The organism is uncultured Bradyrhizobium sp. (assembly GCF_936943645.1).
GTDB lineage: Bacteria > Pseudomonadota > Alphaproteobacteria > Rhizobiales > Xanthobacteraceae > Bradyrhizobium.
In genome coordinates, this window is sequence record NZ_CAKZJO010000085.1 from 104,255 (window position 1) to 120,499 (window position 16,245).

16 protein-coding genes are annotated in these 16,245 nt (G+C 64.1%); 9 read left to right on the forward strand and 7 right to left on the reverse strand.

Going from position 1 to position 16,245, the window contains the following annotated elements; translation table 11 throughout:
• Positions 1 to 66: 66 nt before the first annotated feature.
• Positions 67 to 927, reverse strand: coding sequence for an alpha/beta hydrolase (locus Q0743_RS25160; RefSeq protein ID WP_298244178.1), 861 nt, complete (start codon positions 925 to 927; stop codon positions 67 to 69).
• Positions 928 to 1,200: 273 nt separating this feature from the next.
• Between Q0743_RS25160 and dusA the strand changes: the two genes are divergently transcribed.
• Positions 1,201 to 2,196: a tRNA dihydrouridine(20/20a) synthase DusA gene (gene dusA / locus Q0743_RS25165; protein WP_298244179.1), complete on the forward strand. Its 996-nt coding sequence runs from the start codon at positions 1,201 to 1,203 to the stop codon at positions 2,194 to 2,196.
• A 47-nt stretch (positions 2,197 to 2,243) separates the two neighbouring features.
• On the opposite strand, the gene Q0743_RS25170 is transcribed toward dusA, so the two are convergent.
• From Q0743_RS25170 to Q0743_RS25195, 6 genes are all read right to left on the reverse strand, one after another.
• Positions 2,244 to 2,912, reverse strand: coding sequence for an outer membrane beta-barrel protein (locus Q0743_RS25170; RefSeq protein WP_298244180.1), 669 nt, complete (start codon positions 2,910 to 2,912; stop codon positions 2,244 to 2,246).
• 198 nt (positions 2,913 to 3,110) lie between these two features.
• Positions 3,111 to 3,665, reverse strand: a complete 555-nt coding sequence (locus tag Q0743_RS25175; protein ID WP_298244181.1) for a TIGR02281 family clan AA aspartic protease — start codon at positions 3,663 to 3,665, stop codon at positions 3,111 to 3,113.
• Between the two features lie 28 nt (positions 3,666 to 3,693).
• Positions 3,694 to 3,897 (reverse strand): DUF1289 domain-containing protein, encoded by a 204-nt coding sequence (locus Q0743_RS25180; protein ID WP_298244182.1) that lies wholly within the window; start codon positions 3,895 to 3,897, stop codon positions 3,694 to 3,696.
• Between the two features lie 45 nt (positions 3,898 to 3,942).
• A complete protein-coding gene (locus Q0743_RS25185; protein WP_298244183.1) occupies positions 3,943 to 5,538 on the reverse strand; it encodes a HAMP domain-containing sensor histidine kinase in 1,596 nt (531 codons plus the stop codon).
• A 138-nt stretch (positions 5,539 to 5,676) separates the two neighbouring features.
• Positions 5,677 to 6,957 carry a sodium:proton antiporter NhaD gene (gene nhaD, locus Q0743_RS25190; protein WP_298244184.1) on the reverse strand — a complete coding sequence of 427 codons (1,281 nt, stop codon included), beginning with the start codon at positions 6,955 to 6,957 and terminating at the stop codon, positions 5,677 to 5,679.
• 113 nt (positions 6,958 to 7,070) lie between these two features.
• Positions 7,071 to 7,943, reverse strand: coding sequence for an NAD(P)-dependent oxidoreductase (locus Q0743_RS25195; RefSeq protein WP_298244185.1), 873 nt, complete (start codon positions 7,941 to 7,943; stop codon positions 7,071 to 7,073).
• Between the two features lie 200 nt (positions 7,944 to 8,143).
• On the opposite strand from Q0743_RS25195, the gene Q0743_RS25200 reads away from it, so the two are divergent.
• The 8 genes from Q0743_RS25200 to Q0743_RS25235 all read left to right on the forward strand — a co-directional run bounded on the left by Q0743_RS25200 (position 8,144) and on the right by Q0743_RS25235 (position 16,135).
• Positions 8,144 to 8,593, forward strand: coding sequence for a VOC family protein (locus tag Q0743_RS25200; protein ID WP_298244186.1), 450 nt, complete (start codon positions 8,144 to 8,146; stop codon positions 8,591 to 8,593).
• Positions 8,594 to 8,722: 129 nt separating this feature from the next.
• On the forward strand, positions 8,723 to 9,865 hold the full coding sequence (locus Q0743_RS25205) for an Mrp/NBP35 family ATP-binding protein (protein ID WP_298244187.1): 1,143 nt from the start codon (positions 8,723 to 8,725) through the stop codon (positions 9,863 to 9,865).
• Positions 9,866 to 10,082: 217 nt separating this feature from the next.
• Complete coding sequence (locus Q0743_RS25210) at positions 10,083 to 11,171, forward strand: TRAP transporter substrate-binding protein (protein WP_298244188.1); 1,089 nt, start codon at positions 10,083 to 10,085, stop codon at positions 11,169 to 11,171.
• Between the two features lie 166 nt (positions 11,172 to 11,337).
• Positions 11,338 to 12,426, forward strand: coding sequence for a TRAP transporter substrate-binding protein (locus Q0743_RS25215; protein WP_298244189.1), 1,089 nt, complete (start codon positions 11,338 to 11,340; stop codon positions 12,424 to 12,426).
• A gap of 507 nt (positions 12,427 to 12,933) precedes the next feature.
• Positions 12,934 to 13,497, forward strand: coding sequence for a MarR family winged helix-turn-helix transcriptional regulator (locus Q0743_RS25220; RefSeq protein WP_298244190.1), 564 nt, complete (start codon positions 12,934 to 12,936; stop codon positions 13,495 to 13,497).
• A 77-nt stretch (positions 13,498 to 13,574) separates the two neighbouring features.
• The gene (locus Q0743_RS25225; RefSeq protein WP_298244191.1) at positions 13,575 to 13,934 is read left to right on the forward strand and encodes a hypothetical protein; all 360 of its coding nucleotides are present in this window, start codon (positions 13,575 to 13,577) and stop codon (positions 13,932 to 13,934) included.
• 109 nt (positions 13,935 to 14,043) lie between these two features.
• Positions 14,044 to 14,718 carry a response regulator transcription factor gene (locus Q0743_RS25230; protein ID WP_097659014.1) on the forward strand — a complete coding sequence of 225 codons (675 nt, stop codon included), beginning with the start codon at positions 14,044 to 14,046 and terminating at the stop codon, positions 14,716 to 14,718.
• Between the two features lies 1 nt (position 14,719).
• Positions 14,720 to 16,135, forward strand: coding sequence for an ATP-binding protein (locus Q0743_RS25235; RefSeq protein ID WP_298244192.1), 1,416 nt, complete (start codon positions 14,720 to 14,722; stop codon positions 16,133 to 16,135).
• Positions 16,136 to 16,245: the final 110 nt, after the last annotated feature.

Genomic DNA, 16,245 nt, shown 5'->3' on the forward strand with positions numbered 1-16,245 from the left:
CGTGCCTGCAAAATTTGCCTTTGAAAACAATGGCATTCTACTGTGCATGGGGTTGTTTTCACGTTTTTAGTCCAGCAGCCGGCGGACGGCGTCGACGAGAAGCCCGTCTGGCCGCCGCAGGGCCTCGAGAATGGTGAAATGGTCGGCGCCGTCGACCGGGATGAGCTTGCCGGGCGCGTTCGCCGCTACGCGCTTGTGGTGGAGGTTGATCGAATCGCACACGAGTGCCGGCAGCTCGTTGCTGCCATAGGCGATGTCGAGCCGCTTCGGCGTGACGGGTAGGCGCAGCGGCGACAGCACGGCGATTTCGTCATCCGTCAGCTTCAGCGCGTTGTTGAGGCCGGTATCGCGGATTGGCGCGAGCTCGTACACGCCTGAGATCGCCAGTCCCGCATGGACACTCGGATGGTCCAGCGCCATCGCGGCGAGATGGGCTCCGGCAGACCAACCTGACAAGACGACCGGTCCGGCAACGCCATAGGATGCGCCATTCGCGGCAAGCCAGTCGAGCGCGCGCGGGACTTCGGCGACGATGTCGGCGAGGGATACCTCCGGCGCTAGCGAATAACCGGGAATGGCAACCGACCAGCCATGGGCGGCGACGCCTTCGACCAGCATCGCGAACAATTCGCGCGAATTTCGCTGCCAATAGCCGCCATGCAGGAACACCAGGCAGGGCGCCTCAGGCCTGCCGGCCGGGTAGAGATCGATCTTGTTGTTCGGCCGCTGACCGTAAGCCAGATCGAGATGGGCTTTCAGTGTGCTTCGCAGCCGGCTGGAGGCTTCGTTCCGTTCGGCAATCAGGGCCGCGCTGTTCTTGACGGCCGCGTTGTTGTCATAGGCGGCGTCGCGTTCTGCCTGGGACAGCCCGGACCATGCGGAACGGGGATCGAGCGGTCGACCTGTCGAATGAGCGTTCTCAATCATATTCACTCCGATGCGGCCTGGATGGCAATCTTATCCAATTCGGGCCGGCTATTCACCGACAATCGAGATGTTAGACCAGCCGTGTCCAGCTTGGACAAGGCTGCCTCGGATTGTGCCATGAGGGACCATTGTTGCTTTCTCTTGTTTGCACCACTTTACTGTTGCGGTTGCATCAGACGCCCATTCAGGCGAAGGATATGCGCCACGCCATGCAAAATGCTGGTTCGGGTGCGAGCGCATCTCCGTGCCGTCGGTTCGATGAAAGAATAGCAATTGAATTCGCAAGACTATCGCTTTTCCGTGGCCCCCATGATGGATTGGACCGACCGGCATTGTCGGGTGTTCCATCGTCACCTGACGCGACGGGCGCTGCTCTATACCGAGATGCTGACCACTGGCGCCGTGATCCACGGCGACCGGGAGCGGCTTCTTGGGTTCGATGCGGTCGAGCATCCGGTGGCGCTTCAGCTGGGAGGCTCGGATCCACACGAGCTCGCGCAAGCTGCGCGGATCGGCGAGGCGTTCGGCTATGACGAGATCAACCTCAATGTCGGTTGCCCGTCCGACCGCGTGAAGGACGGCCGCTTTGGCGCCTGCCTGATGGCGGAGCCGGAGCTGGTGGCGCGCTGCGTCGAGGCGATGAAGCGCGCGGTCGCCGTTCCCGTCACGGTGAAATGCCGCATCGGCATTGACGATCAGGATCCGGAAGTCGCGCTTGATGCGCTTGCGCGGGCGGTGGTCGCCTCCGGTTGTGACGCGCTGATCGTGCATGCCCGCAAGGCATGGCTCAACGGTTTGTCCCCGAAGGAGAACCGCGACATTCCGCCGCTCGACTATGATCGCGTCTATCGCCTCAAGCGCGCGATGCCCGGCGTGCCGATCATCATCAATGGCGGCATTGCTGGCATCGACGAGGCCAAGGCGCATCTCGAACATGTCGACGGCGTGATGCTCGGCCGTGCCGCCTATCAGGAGCCGTGGCGGCTGCTCTCCGTCGATTCCGACATCTTCGGCGAGGCGGCGCCGCATCGGACCATGCAAGACGCGCTCGAGGCGATGATGCCCTATATCGAGCAGCAGCTTGCGCGTGGCACGCGGCTGCATGCGATCACGCGGCATTTCGTCGGTGCATTCCACGCAGTGCCAGGCGCGCGGGCATTCCGCCGCCATCTTGCCGAGCAAGGGGTGAAGTCGGGTGCCGGTCTCGACGTGCTGCGCGATGCGATCGCGCGCGTCGGTGCACGCGCGCCGGCCGAAGCGGCTGCCTAGCCGCAAGCACGAAGAGCCGGATCGCGACATCCGGCTCTTCGCTGGTCTCAGCGGAACAGGTCGAAGTGATAGTTCACGCCGACGCGGAAGGTGTGGAACTTCGCGGCGTTCCAGTCGGGCAGGTCGTCATGCTTGAACTCGGTGTAGAGATATTCGGCCTTGGCGGACCATTTCGGCAGGAACGCCCATTCGACGCCGCCGCCCGCGGTCCAGCCCATTTTCATCTTGTTGATCGTGCCGTCCTTCAATTCGCCGGCGGCAAGACCCGCGGTCCCGAACAGCAGCAGGCGTGAATCCATCGTCGCAATGCCGGCGCGGGCGCGGCCGGTCATGTACCAGGGCAGGCTGACCGCGGCGCTGTTGAGTGCGTCGTGGTTCTTGATGTCGCCGCCTTCGAAGTCGTTCTCGATACCGACCACGAACATGGGCGAAAGCTGGTAATTGTAGCCGATTTGCACGCCGCCGACGGCGCCCTTGACCTTGCCGCCGCTGGTGCCGACGAGATTGTTGAAGGCGTCGTCGCCGCTCTCGGCATAGCCGGCGTTGAAGCCTGCATAGAGACCCGTCCACGAATACACCGGCTGCGGCGCTGTGTAAGCGGAGGAGGGCGCTACAGGGCGCGGCGACAGGTCCGCGGCGTGAGCGCTGCCTGCGGCGAACGCTGCGGCAAACGGCACGACCCGCACCATGCGGCGGATGGCGGCTCTTGCAGTCATAATCTCGATCTCCCACTTGGCCGCACCCCTCAGGGGGGCAGCACGTCCAACCCCGATACGGGAATGCCTGGGTTATAAACCGACTGGACGGTTTGTAAATAGCAGGAAGGTCACACCTCCATTGCTTTTCGCGGACCGTGATCGAGGAGACGACAGTCCGGTCGGATGGGGTCGGGGCTTGCAGGGGCCTGCTGGGATCTAGTCGATCGCGGTGCGCGAGCGGCGGTGGCTGCTCTGAAGCTCGGGATAGCCCGTCAGCATCAGCTTGTCGGCGCGCACGCCCCAGCTCTCCAGGCGGTCGAGGAAGCTCATGCCGAGCAGATTGGTCTTCATCTGCCCGCGCTGGACGACGAGGGCCGGCACCGATTTCTCGACGAGATGGCCGACAGAGAGGCGGTCGAGCGTCAGGCGCGCTGCCTTGGTATGGCCGCCCGCGGTTTCGAGGTCGACGTCATATTCGAGCATTTCGAGCGGCAGCCCGATGGCTTTTGCGGTTTCCCAGGTCAGCACCACCGACGTCGCACCGGTATCGATCACCATCGGTGCGGCGACACCGTTGATCTTCGCCCGAAGCGCAAATTCGCCGCCCTGGCCGCGAGGGATCTGCACCGCTGGCGCAGGCGTCGCCGTCTGCGCGCGAAAAATGTGCGAGACCTTGTGGCTGGCGCGCGCGATCTGATCGGAATCGCCGTAGGCGACGACTGCACCTGCCGTGCCGGCGAGCATGACGAGAACGAGCAGGAAGCGGATCATCGCGCGCCTCCGGCGGCGCGCAGGCCGGTCAGGCGCGCTTCGGCGATGCCGCGATCGGCACGAGCCCGGCTTCCGTCATGCGTGCCGGCAACAGGGCCATGACCGCGAGCCGTTCCGTGCTTTCCATGGCGTGCCAACGCGCGATCTCGGGCAGGGTCCGGCCGCAGCCGAAGCATAGCTTGGTCCGGGGATCGATCATGCAGACGGCGACGCACGGCGTTTCTTTGCTCATTCGGACATAGTGGGGGATGGTCGGGCATGTCTGCAAGCATCTGGTTTAAGAGCCCGTGCCGGCGCTCATGATCGGCTTGTGGCGCGGCCGGCGCTTCTCGTCGGGCAGTACCGAACTCTCCGGCTGGAGCGGTGGGGAATCATCCGATAGCGGTGCAAGCGCGCTCATCACGCGTTCCGGCGGGAACGTGACGATCACCTCGGTGCCGATACGCAGCTTCGATTTCAGCGTGAACGTGCCGCCGTGCAGGTCGATCAGATTCTTGGCGATCGGCAGACCGAGGCCCGCGCCCTGTTCGGCCGATTTGATCGAGTTGGAACCCTGGCCGAACGAAGCGAGCACGACCGGGATCTCGTCCTCAGGGATTCCGGAGCCGGTGTCCTTCACCGAGAGATATTGTCCACCCGATGCGGTCCAGCCGGCCTTGAGCCAGATCTCGCCGCCCTGCGGAGTGAACTTGATCGCGTTGGAGATCAGGTTGAGCACCACCTGGCGGATCGCGCGCTCGTCGGCCCAGAGCCGCGGCATGGCCTGCTCGAACACTTCGTGGATGGTGATGCCGCGGCTCGAGGCACGCAGCTTCATCAGATGATGGCAGTCGGCGACGACGCCGACCAGCGACACCGCTTCCTCGTTGAGCTCGTAGCGGCCGGCCTCGATCCGCGAGAGGTCGAGGATCTCGTTGATGAGGTTGAGCAGGTGGACGCCGGAATTATGAATGTCCGCCGAGTACTCCTTGTAGACCGGCACCGCGTGCGCGCCAAAGATCTCGCTCTTCATCACCTCGGAGAAACCGAGGATCGCGTTCAGCGGGGTGCGCAGCTCGTGGCTCATCTGCGCAAGGAAGCGCGACTTGGCGACGTTGGCGGACTCGGCGCGGTGGCGCGCTTCGTCCGAGATCGCCTTGGCCTGTTCGAGCTCGCCGATCAGCGCGTCCTTCTCGGCGCGCGCTTCCAGCGTCGCGAAGGTCGAGGAGTGCAGGCGATGTGCCAGCAGCACGAAATAGCCTTCGGCGGCAAGCGCGAGCGCGGCCAGGATATAGTTGTCCAGCGAGCCGGTCATCGCGAAACTCAGTGCCATCGCGACCGCGACCGGCGCGGTGGCAGCGAGGGCGGCGATCGGCAAGTTCGCGGCCAGCATGCTCGATACTGCGATCACCAGCAGCATCAGGAACATCATCAGCGTTTCCGTGACCATGTCGAGCACGGGATGGATCAGGATCGCCATCCAGCACAGGCCGTACAGCAGATCGAGCACGACGAAGCGCGTCCGCCATGCACGCGTCGCCGCGGGCGAGGCGGATTCGGTCAGGAAGCGCCGGCAACTGCGGACCATGGCGCTGTGGATGCAGAGCATGCCGGCGGTCCAGGCAGCGGCGGGAATCGGCTGCATCCACAGGCCGAACAGCACGCCGGTTGCGACCACCAGCAGCATCACGACATAGGAAGCCGACAGCCGGGTCTGGGCATATTGGCGCAGCATCTCGGCGTCGAAGGCCGGACGGGTTCCACTGGTCGACGTTAACTTGTCCCGCGCCTCGCGCACCCGCTGCGCCGCAGCCCTTCGGCTGCTCGCCGATGGAGCGCTCACCGGCTCGGCCGGAAGCTGCACTACCTCAGGCTTTTCAGCGGGGTTACTCATCAAGCAACAACGATTCCTGCCCACGCCGGACGCGGGCCTTCTGCATTGTCTATCTCTGGCAAGAAATCCTTAAGAGGTGACTTAAGGAGCTAAAGAATTACGTTAACCCGGCGTTAATTTGGATCCGGCCCGCGCCGTTCAGCGCAGCATGGCGTGCTGCACGATGTAGACCACCGCCCCCGCCAAATACCCCACGAGCGCGGGGCCTGCGATGCGGCGGGCGTACCAGAAGAACTCGATCTTCTCGAGCCCCATGGCGGCAACGCCCGCGGCCGAGCCGATGATCAGGATCGAGCCGCCGGTGCCGGCGCAATAGGCGATGAACTCCCAGATGAAGCTGTCCGGCGGATACTGCACCAGATTGTACATGCCCATCGTGGCGGCGACGAGCGGCACGTTGTCGATGATGGCGCTCAAGAGCCCGAGCAGGATCACGATGATGTCGAGACGGCCGACCGTGGCGTCGAGCCATTTTGCCAGCAGCTCGAGGACGCGGGCGTGCTCCAGGCACGCCACGGCCATGAGGATGCCGACGAAGAACACGATCGAGCTCATGTCGATGCGCGTCAGCGCATGGACGAGGGTGAGGGGCCGACGCGCATCCTCGTCCTTGTGACGATGCACGACCTCGCCGACCAGCCAGAGGATGCCCAGTCCGAAGAGGATACCCATGAACGGCGCGAGGTGCGTCACGGCCTTGAAGACAGGAACGGCAACCAGGGTGCCGAGGCCGAGATAGAACATCAGATTGCGCTCGAACACCTCGACCCTGAGAGCCTGCTCCCGACCCTGCAGCGGAGGGACGATCTCCTTGCCCTTGAGCGAATAGCCGATGATCAGCAGCGGGATCAGCAGGTTGAACAGCGAAGGCAGGAACACCGCCTTCATGATGTTGACGGGAGAGATCTGCCCGCCGATCCAGAGCATCGTCGTCGTGACGTCGCCGATCACGGTCCAGGCGCCGCCGGCATTGGCGGCGATGACGATGATGGACGCGAACAGCAGGCGGTCGCTCTTGTTGCCGATCAGTTTCTGGATCAGCGAGATCATCACGATGGTGGTCGTCAGATTGTCGAGGATCGCGCTCAGGAAGAACGTCACGAAGCCGATGATCCACATCAGCGTGGTCTGCTTCGTGGTGCGGATGACCGAGGTGATGACTTCGAAGCCGTTATGGGCGTCGATCACCTCGACGATCGTCATCGCGCCGATCAGGAAGAAGACGATCTGCGCGGTCGAGGCGACGGATTCGTCGAGCTGGTGGTTGACCAGCGAGGCGTCGCCGACTGAGATCGCATAGATGGTCCAGAGCAGGCCCGCTCCGAGGAGGGCCGAGGCGCTCTTGTTGACGCCGAGAGGGTGTTCGAGCGCGATGGCAGCATACGCAACGATGAAAATGGCGGCGATCACGCTCAGCAAGTCAATTCCCCCCGGAATTCGTTCTTCGGCTCAATGCGGGGCCCGTCGCGGCGGGCGCCGCGTCGAGACCCGCGAGCGCCGCAGCTGCCCGGCTGCGGCCCTCGATAGGTTTCTCAGCGTTGCAGGCGCGCGAGCAGGCTCGACGTATCCCAGCGCTTGCCGCCCATCTTCTCCACCTCGGAATAGAACTGGTCGACCAGCGCGGTGACGGGAAGGTTGGCGCCATTGCGGCGGGCTTCGGCGATCGCGATCGAGAGGTCCTTGCGCATCCATTCGACCGCAAAGCCGAAATCGTACTTGTCGTCGTTCATGGTCTTGTAGCGGTTCTCCATCTGCCAGGACTGCGCAGCGCCCTTGGAGATGGTCTCGATCACAGCGGCGACGTCGAGCCCGCTCTTCTTGGCGAAGTGGATGCCTTCGGACAGGCCCTGCACCAGACCGGCGATGCAGATCTGGTTGACCATCTTCGTCAGCTGGCCGCTTCCGGCGGGTCCGAGCAGCTTGCACATGCGGGCATAGGCGCCCGTGATAACAGGCTCGGCGCCGGAATAGGCATCCTGCGCGCCGCCGCACATCACCGTCAGCACGCCGTTCTCGGCGCCAGCCTGGCCGCCGGAGACCGGTGCATCGACGAATTTGAATCCGGCCTTGGTGGCGGCTGCATCCAGCTCACGGGCGACCTCGGCAGAGGCGGTGGTGTGGTCGACGAAGGTTGCCCCCTTCTTCATGCCCGCAAAGGCGCCGTCGGCGCCGATCGTGACCGCGCGCAGGTCGTTGTCGTTGCCGACGCAGCACATCACGAAATCCTGACCTTCGGCGGCCGCCTTCGGGGTTGCCGCCGTCTTGCCGCCGAACTTGTCCGCCCATTCCTTCGCCTTGGCCGCGGTGCGGTTGTAGACGGTGACCTCATGGCCCCCTTTTTTCACGAGGTGTCCGGCCATGGGGAAGCCCATCACGCCGAGACCGAGGAAAGCGACTTTAGCCATGTGTGGTACCTTGTCCGTAGTTTTGAGTTTTTACGGTTGTAGCCGGGCGAGGGCGCCGGGCGGCGTCCTCGAAGTTCCGCTGCGAAGGCGGACCGGAGGCGCACCATAAACCGTTAAGGGCGGAGGGCAACGGCTTCGTTTGGCGGCCCCCTGTGCTAGGATGGCGGGACCTAAGGACTTCGAAAAAAGGGAGCGAAAGCATGGCATCGGGCTTGGGCAGTGTGAGCGTTGGCGTCCTCGATCATTTCAACATCCGGACCCGGAATCTGGGCGAGACCGTCCGTTTCTACGAGGATGTGCTGGGCCTGGAAAAAGGCGCCCGGCCGAATTTCGCCTTTCCCGGCGCCTGGATGTACAGCGAGGGCAAGGCGGTGGTGCACCTCGTCGATATTTCCGCGACGGCGGAGCCGCAAAAGCCGGATTCCGGCGTCGTGCATCACGTCGCCTTCGTCAGCCGCGGCTTCGACGGCATGAAGCAGCGGCTGGCATCCAAGGGCATGAAGTTCGACTCCCGCCAGGTGCCCGGCGGCGACCTCTGGCAGATTTTCGTTCACGATCCCAACGGGGTCATGATCGAGCTGAACTACGAGGCCGCCAGGGAGCAGGGGGCGGCGCCCGCCGAGATGGCTGACGATATCGGCAGGCAGTAGCCTTTTGGGCGTTTCCGCTCTAATGGGGCATCCTAAAGTCTTGAGCATGACCTCCCCGGAATGCCGCTCCGCGCTTTGCGCCGGCGCGGCCCTCCGGGGCCGGATCAGGCTCCGTTCAGGAGATGCGCTTTGAGCGTGACGCAGCAACAGGTTCTCGACAGCCTCGCCAGGGTGAAGTCGCCCCGCGGGGTCGCGCTCACCAATGCCAATGTGCTGAGCGCAATCAGTGCGTCCGACGGCAAGGTGTTCTTCTCGATCAATGTCGATGCTGCCGAGGCCAGGGCCTGGGAATCCATCCGGGCCGAGGCCGAGGCTGCCGTGCGCGCCATTCCCGGGGTCACCACCGTGATGGTGGCGCTCACCGCCGAGCGCAAGCCTGGCTCCGCGCCGCCGCCGCCTCCGCAACCGAGCCGCGGCACGCCGGGCGTGCAGCCGGTCCACGCCCACAAGCCGCCGCCACAGGGCGGCGCCCAATCGCCGATGGCGCGGCAGTCGGAGATCCCAGGCGTCGCCGCCGTGATCGCGGTGGCCTCCGGCAAGGGCGGCGTCGGCAAGTCGACCACTGCGCTCAATCTGGCGCTGGGCCTGCGCGATCTCGGCCTCAAGGTCGGCCTGCTCGATGCCGACATCTACGGCCCGTCGGTGCCGCGGCTGACCGGCCTGCACGACAAGCCGGAGCTGAATGACGAGCGCAAAATGATTCCGCTCCGGCGTTTCGGCCTTGCGATCATGTCGATCGGCTTCCTGGTCGAGGAAGAGACCGCGATGATCTGGCGCGGTCCGATGGTGATGTCGGCGGTGACGCAGATGCTGCGCGACGTCGAATGGGGCACGCTCGACGTTCTCGTGGTCGACATGCCGCCGGGCACCGGCGATGCCCAGCTCACCTTGGCGCAGAACGTACCACTCAAGGGCGCGGTGATCGTCTCGACCCCGCAGGACCTGTCCTTGATCGATGCGCGGCGGGGGCTTGCCATGTTCAAGAAGGTCAACGTGCCCGTGCTCGGCATCGTCGAGAACATGAGCTACTTCCAGTGCCCGCATTGCGGCACGCGGTCGGACATTTTCGGCCATGGCGGGGCGCGGCACGAGGCCGAGAAGCTCGACGTGCCGTTCCTCGGCGAGATCCCGCTGCACATGGCGATTCGGGCCACCTCGGATGCCGGCAATCCCGTCGTCGACAGCGAGCCGGACGGTCCCCATGCGGCGATCTACCGCGCCATTGCGGGGCAGGTCCGGGACCAGCTCAAGGGCGTCAGCGCGCCGGCCTGAATCGCGCGCCGCAGAGCGCATTCTCGTACTTTCGGGGGAGATGCGACTTTCGTAGAGCCCCGTCATGCCATTGTCGCGTTCCGAAACCGGGCCTTCCGTGTTAAAGGCCCACGGCAGTCAAGCCCCTTCGGTTCGACGCGGCCATCACGCGTCGCCGGAATAAGCGGCGGCAAAAGAGAAGTTTAGGGGAAACGCCCCAGCAAGGAGAGACCTGAAGATGAAGCGTCGTGATTTTCTGAAAGTGTCGGCAGCAGGCGCGGCGGCGACCGCGGTGGCCTCGCCGGCGATCGCGCAGTCCTCGCCCGAGATCAAGTGGCGCCTGACTTCGAGCTTCCCGAAGTCGCTGGACACCATCTATGGCGGCGCCGAGCAGGTGGCGAAGTACGTCGCCGAGATGACCGACAACAAATTCCAGATCCAGGTGTTCGCCGGCGGCGAGATCGTTCCGGCCCTGCAGGCGCTCGATGCGACCTCCAACGGCACCGTCGAGATGTGTCACACCGTCTCGTACTACTATGTCGGCAAGGACCCGACCTTCGCGATCTACGCCTCGGTGCCGTTCGGCCTCAATGCCCGTCAGCAGAATTCGTGGCTGTTCCAGGGCGGCGGCAACGAGCTCGCCAACGAGTTCTTCAAGAAGTCGAACGTGATCGGCTTCCCCTGCGGCAACACCGGCACCCAGATGGGCGGCTGGTTCCGCAAGGAGATCAAGACCGTCGCCGACCTCTCCGGCCTCAAGATGCGCATCGGCGGCATTGCCGGTCAGGTGCTTCAGAAGGTCGGCGTGGTGCCGCAGCAGCTCGCCGGCGGCGACATCTATCCAGCGCTTGAAAAGGGCACCATCGACGCCGCCGAGTGGGTCGGCCCCTACGACGACGAGAAGCTCGGCTTCGCCAAGGTCGCCAAGTACTACTATTATCCGGGCTTCTGGGAAGGCGGTCCGACCGTGCACGCCTTCGCCAACCTGGAGAAGTGGAATTCGCTGCCGAAGAACTACCAGGCGATTCTCGCCAACGCGATGACCAATGCCAACACCTGGATGGCCGCGCGCTACGACATGCAGAATCCGGCGGCACTGAAGCGCCTGGTCGCCGGCGGCACCCAGCTTCGTCCCTTCACCAACGAGGTGCTGGAAGCCTGCCTCAAGGCGACCAACGAACTCTGGGGCGAGATCTCGGCCAAGAACCCCGACTTCAAGAAGTCGATCGATGCGATGCAGGCCTATCGCTCCGATGAATATCTGTGGTGGCAGGTTGCCGAATATACCTACGACAGCTTCATGATCCGCTCGCGCACGCGCGGCTGATCGCCTTATCCTAAAGTCGCAAGACCGGAAGCCCGGCCTCCCTGGAGGCCGGGCTTTTTCTTTGCCGCAGTGCGATCGGGATGGCATTGGGCCACGGCTTGCGTCATGCTGGTTCCAAGCCTCGGCAAGAAGGCTCACAATCACTGACACATCAGGGCAGGAAATCATGAAGAGAAGAGACTTCATCAAGGTCACAGGACTTGGCGCGGCCGGCGCCGTCACGCTCGCGGCTCCCGCAATCGCGCAGTCGATGCCGGAAATCAAATGGCGCATGCCGACGAGCTGGCCGAAATCGCTCGACACGCTGTTTGGCGGCGCCGAGGTGATGTGCAAGATGGTTGCGGAAGCGACCGACAACAAATTCCAGATCCAGATCTTCGCGGCAGGCGAGATCGTGCCGGGCCTTCAGGTGCTCGACGCCGTGCAGAACGGCACCTGCGAAATCGGCCACACCGCCTCCTACTATTATTTCGGCAAGGATCCGACCTTCACCTTCGGCTCGGCCGTGCCGTTCGGTCCCAACATGCGCATCAACCAGGCCTGGTACATGCAGGGCGGCGGGCGCGAAGTGCTCAACGAGTTCTACAAGAGCTACAACGTCACTTCGCTGCTCGCGGGCAACACCGGCTGCCAGATGGGCGGCTGGTTCAGGAAAGAGGTCAACACGCCCGACGATCTCAAGGGCATGAAATTCCGCATCGGCGGCTTCGCCGGCCGCGTGCTCCAGAAGCTCGGCGTGGTGCCGCAGCAGCTCGCCGGCGGCGACATCTACCCGGCGCTGGAGAAGGGCACCATCGACGCCGCCGAATGGGTCGGCCCCTATGACGACGAGAAGCTCGGCTTCTACAAGATCGCGCCGCATTATTACTATCCCGGCTGGTGGGAAGGCGGGCCGATGCTGCTGGCCTTCGTCAACCTCGACAAGTGGAACGCGCTGCCGAAATATTACCAGAGCGTGCTGGAGCAGGCCGGGCACTACGCCAACAACTACATGATGGCGCGCTACGACACCGCCAATCCGCTGGCGCTGAAGAAGCTGCTGGCGGGCGGCACCAAGCTGCATCCGTTCTCGCCGTCGATCATGGACGCCTGCCACAAGGCGGCCAAGGAGTTGCACGCCGAAGTCGCTGCGAGCAACCCCAACTTCAAGAAGGTGCACGACTCTCTCACCAAGTTCACGAGCGACGGCTACGCCTGGTTCCAGGTCGCCGAGGTCGGTTACGACATCTTCATGGCGCGGCGCTCGCAGAGCTGAGCGCATCACCGATCGGTGCAGCGCCCCGGAGCGAAGGCTCCGGGGCGTTCGCTTTGTGCGACCCGGGGAGGTCCAACCCAAAAATTCGAAAAACAACCCCATGCACAGTAGCCAACGGGTTGACAGGTCGTGACAAAATCAGCGGTGCGTCAGCTCGGGCGAACTCGGAACGCTTTGACGCGTCGGGCAAAACAGCGGCCGGGTGCGATCGTCGAATAATCCGAAATAGGATTCGTCGCCCGCGGCGCCCGAAGTTGAGCGCTCGTAACCTTGCCGCGAACACGATGCGTAGTTTTGCGGTGTTCCTTTCGCGGAAGGGGCGGGCTATCGGGAGCCTGCAATCGGGCTGGAGTCACGGCCTTCGGCGCATTTCTGCGCCATCCGGACTTCACGGTACCATATACCGGACTCAACCAGTCCCGACCAAATTCGGCATTTCATCGAATGCGCCGACATCTTGATCCTCGATCGAGATGTCGAAGAGCCGTTTCCGGTCGGTATCTATCAATGAGCATGGCAACTGAAATCGTACAACTCCTCGTGCAATCGGCCGGTACTTGGCTCTTCGAAGGCACGCGGTCGGGCCTGAGCGATCGCGAATGGATGGCCTTGCGCTTTCTGGCTCTCGCGAACAGACTTTCGCGGACCCCGACGGCTCTCGCCGGCTTTCTGGGGACCACCCGGGGCGGCGCATCGCAGATTACCGCCGCGCTCCTGGACAAGGGATTGGTGGTCCGTAAGCCGTCTGCGGACGACAAGCGCTCGATCACGCTATGTCTCACGGCTGAAGGCGAGAAGTTCCTCAAGCAAGATCCGATCAATGCCCTGCGGGACCAGGTCGTGGCACTCGAAGGCTCCGATCGATCCCGGCTGCGCGATACGCTTCGCCGCGTCCTCGTCGGGCTCGATGTTGCCGAGCGCCGTCATCACACCGACGTTTGCAATCAATGTGTGTTCCTGGTCGAGAAAGGGGAGGGCAAGGACCGTCATTTCAAGTGCCGGCTCTTTCGGAAATCGATCGCACCGAAGGAGACGAGCCAGCTGTGCACCTATTTCGAGGGACGGAGCTGAGGAAGTCCCCTCTGCTGCGGCGCAATCGCCCTTGAACCTCATTCCGGCGGCGGACGTCAAACCCGGGACATTTAAGGGTGTTTGCCTTGTTCCCGGGTCTGATCGATCTGTTTCACATCCCGACGCTGATCCTGGCGTGGGCCTTCACGCTTGCCTTGACGGCCGGGCCACTGCTGCTGAAGTTCTTGAATGATGAGCCGGTCACGCGGTGCGCGGTCCTGCAAGCCGTAGCGAGCTTCATCACGACGGGATGTTGGCTGGCATTTGGATCCGCCGCCATCAACGCTTACGAGCGCGGCCTGGTCTCGCTGCCCATGAGTATCCTCGCGGTGGCGTGCATGTTTGCCGCCGGAGCCGGCAGCTCGTTCCTGATCGAGCGGCGGTGTTCCGATCAACAAGCCGGCGCGCAAAGCTTACACGAATCTGACAAGATCTGAAAAAGCAGGCAAGACCTGCCTTTTTGCTGGCTGAAACCGGTCGAATGATGGAAGACAACGCGAATGCGGCGCGAGCCGTGCGCTGATCTGGCTATCCCGCAGGACCGCAATGCGCCTTCTGATCGTCGAGGACAATGCCGAGCTGTCGCGGCTCGTCGCGGCCGGGCTGGCGGCGGCCGGATATCAGAGCGACATCGTGGGCAGCGCGGCCGAGGCACGCGAGGCGGTCAGCAGCGTCAGCTATGCTGCGATGATCCTCGACCTCGGACTGCCCGACGGCGACGGACTGTCGGTGCTGCGCGAGCTGCGCCTCAAGATGGAGCCGCTCCCCGTGCTGGTGCTGACGGCACGCGGCGGCCTGCAGGATCGCGTCAGCGGCCTGCGCAGCGGCGCCGACGACTATCTCGCCAAGCCGTTCGCGATGGAGGAGCTGGTAGCGCGGCTGGAGGCCATCCTGCGCCGGCCCGGCCAGCTGCTCGGCCGCTCGCTCAGTCTCGCCAACCTCGTCTACGACACCGAGAGCCGCCAGATCTTCGTCGACGACCAGCCGCGGATCATTTCCGCGCGTGAGACCTCGGTGCTCGAGATCCTGCTGCGCCGGCAGGGGCGGGTGGTGCCGAAGAAGAACGTCGAGGACCACATCTTCGGACTGGACGGCGAGGTCGCCTCCAACGCGGTCGAAGTCTATGTCTCGCGGCTGCGCAAGCAGCTCGCCGAACACGGCGCCAAGGTCGTGATCCACACCATCCGCGGTGTGGGCTATCTCATGGACGTGGAGAAATAGCGTGGCCAAGGTCGGAGCTGACGCCGGATCCCATGCCGGGTCCTATGGCAGGTCGCCGACCTTCAAATCGCTGATCTGGCGCATCGTGTTCCTGCACATCCTGGCGGTCGCGGTGGTCGCGATCTTCCTGCCGCTGGTGCTGTTCTGGCTGCTCAATTCGGAGATCAACCAGCTGCATCGCGATGCCATGCGTGCCCAGGCCGAAGTGCTGGCGGAGCGCGTCGTCGTGCAGCCGGACGGCCAATTGACGTTCAATCTGCCCGACAGCCTCAAGGGCCTCTATTCGGACGCGTATGGCCGCTATCAGTACGACATTCGCGATGCCGACGGCCGCCTGCTGTTCTCCTCGCACCGGCGTTCCGCGGCCGCTGTGCCGCGCCCGTCGGAGAGCATTTCCGGCGCCGCGGTTACGCGCAACATCGACGGCAAGACGCTGCGCATCCAGGTCGCCGAGGACCTTGCGCACCGTGACGTCATCATCGACGACATCGTCTCGAACTTCTTCCGGCGTGTGGGATGGATCACGATCCCGATCCTCCTGGTTCTGCTCGCCACCGACATCATCATCTTTCGTCGGGCGATCGCACCGCTATGGAGGGCCTCCGAGAAGGCCAGCAACATCGGCCCCGCGCGCACCGACATCCGTCTGCCGACGGAGCAGATCCCGCGCGAGATCCTGCCGCTGGTCACCGCCGTCAACCAGGCGCTCGACCGTCTTGAAGGCGGCTTTCGGGTGCAGCGGCAGTTCACGGCGGATGCCGCGCACCAGCTGCGCACGCCACTCGCGATCCTGCGTACGCGAATCGAGACGCTTGACGATCGCGCGGCACGGCAGGCGCTGCATGCCGACATTGAAGCCATGAGCCGCATCGTCGCCCAGCTCCTGGAGATCGCCGAGCTCGACACCCTCGTGCTCGACCCCGGCGAGAGCGCGGATCTGCGTGCCGTCTGCGCCGAGGTGGTCGCCTCGATCGCGCCGTTCGCCATCGCCAAGCACAAGGACATCGCGTTGAAGGGCGCCGACGCGCCGGTCAAGATCCACGGCAATGCTGAGATGCTGCAACGTGCGATCTTCAATCTCGCGGAAAACGCCATCAAGTTCACCGCGCCAGATACGTCGGTCGACGTCGAGGTGCGCGAGGACGGCTCGGTGCGGGTGCGCGATTGCGGCCCGGGCATTGCGGAGGCCGAGCGCGAGCTGATCTTCCAGCGCTTCTGGCGCGCCGACCGTCAGCGCAGCGACGGCGCCGGCTTGGGGCTTTCGATCGTGCGCGCCGTGGCGGACGACCATGCCGCGACGATTGCGGTGGAAAACCTCCCCGGCGGCGGCGCTGAGTTCACGCTGCGATTTCGGCTCGTCGACGGAGCCGCTTCTTTCCACTCTCCCCTTGTGGGAGAGGCCGTCTCGCCGCGATAGCGGCGAGACGGGTGAGGGCCTCTCAGCGAGGCTCACTCTCATCAATTGAGCGCGTGAAGAGAACCCCTCATCCGGCGCTTCGCGCCACCTTCTCCCACAGGGGGAGAAGG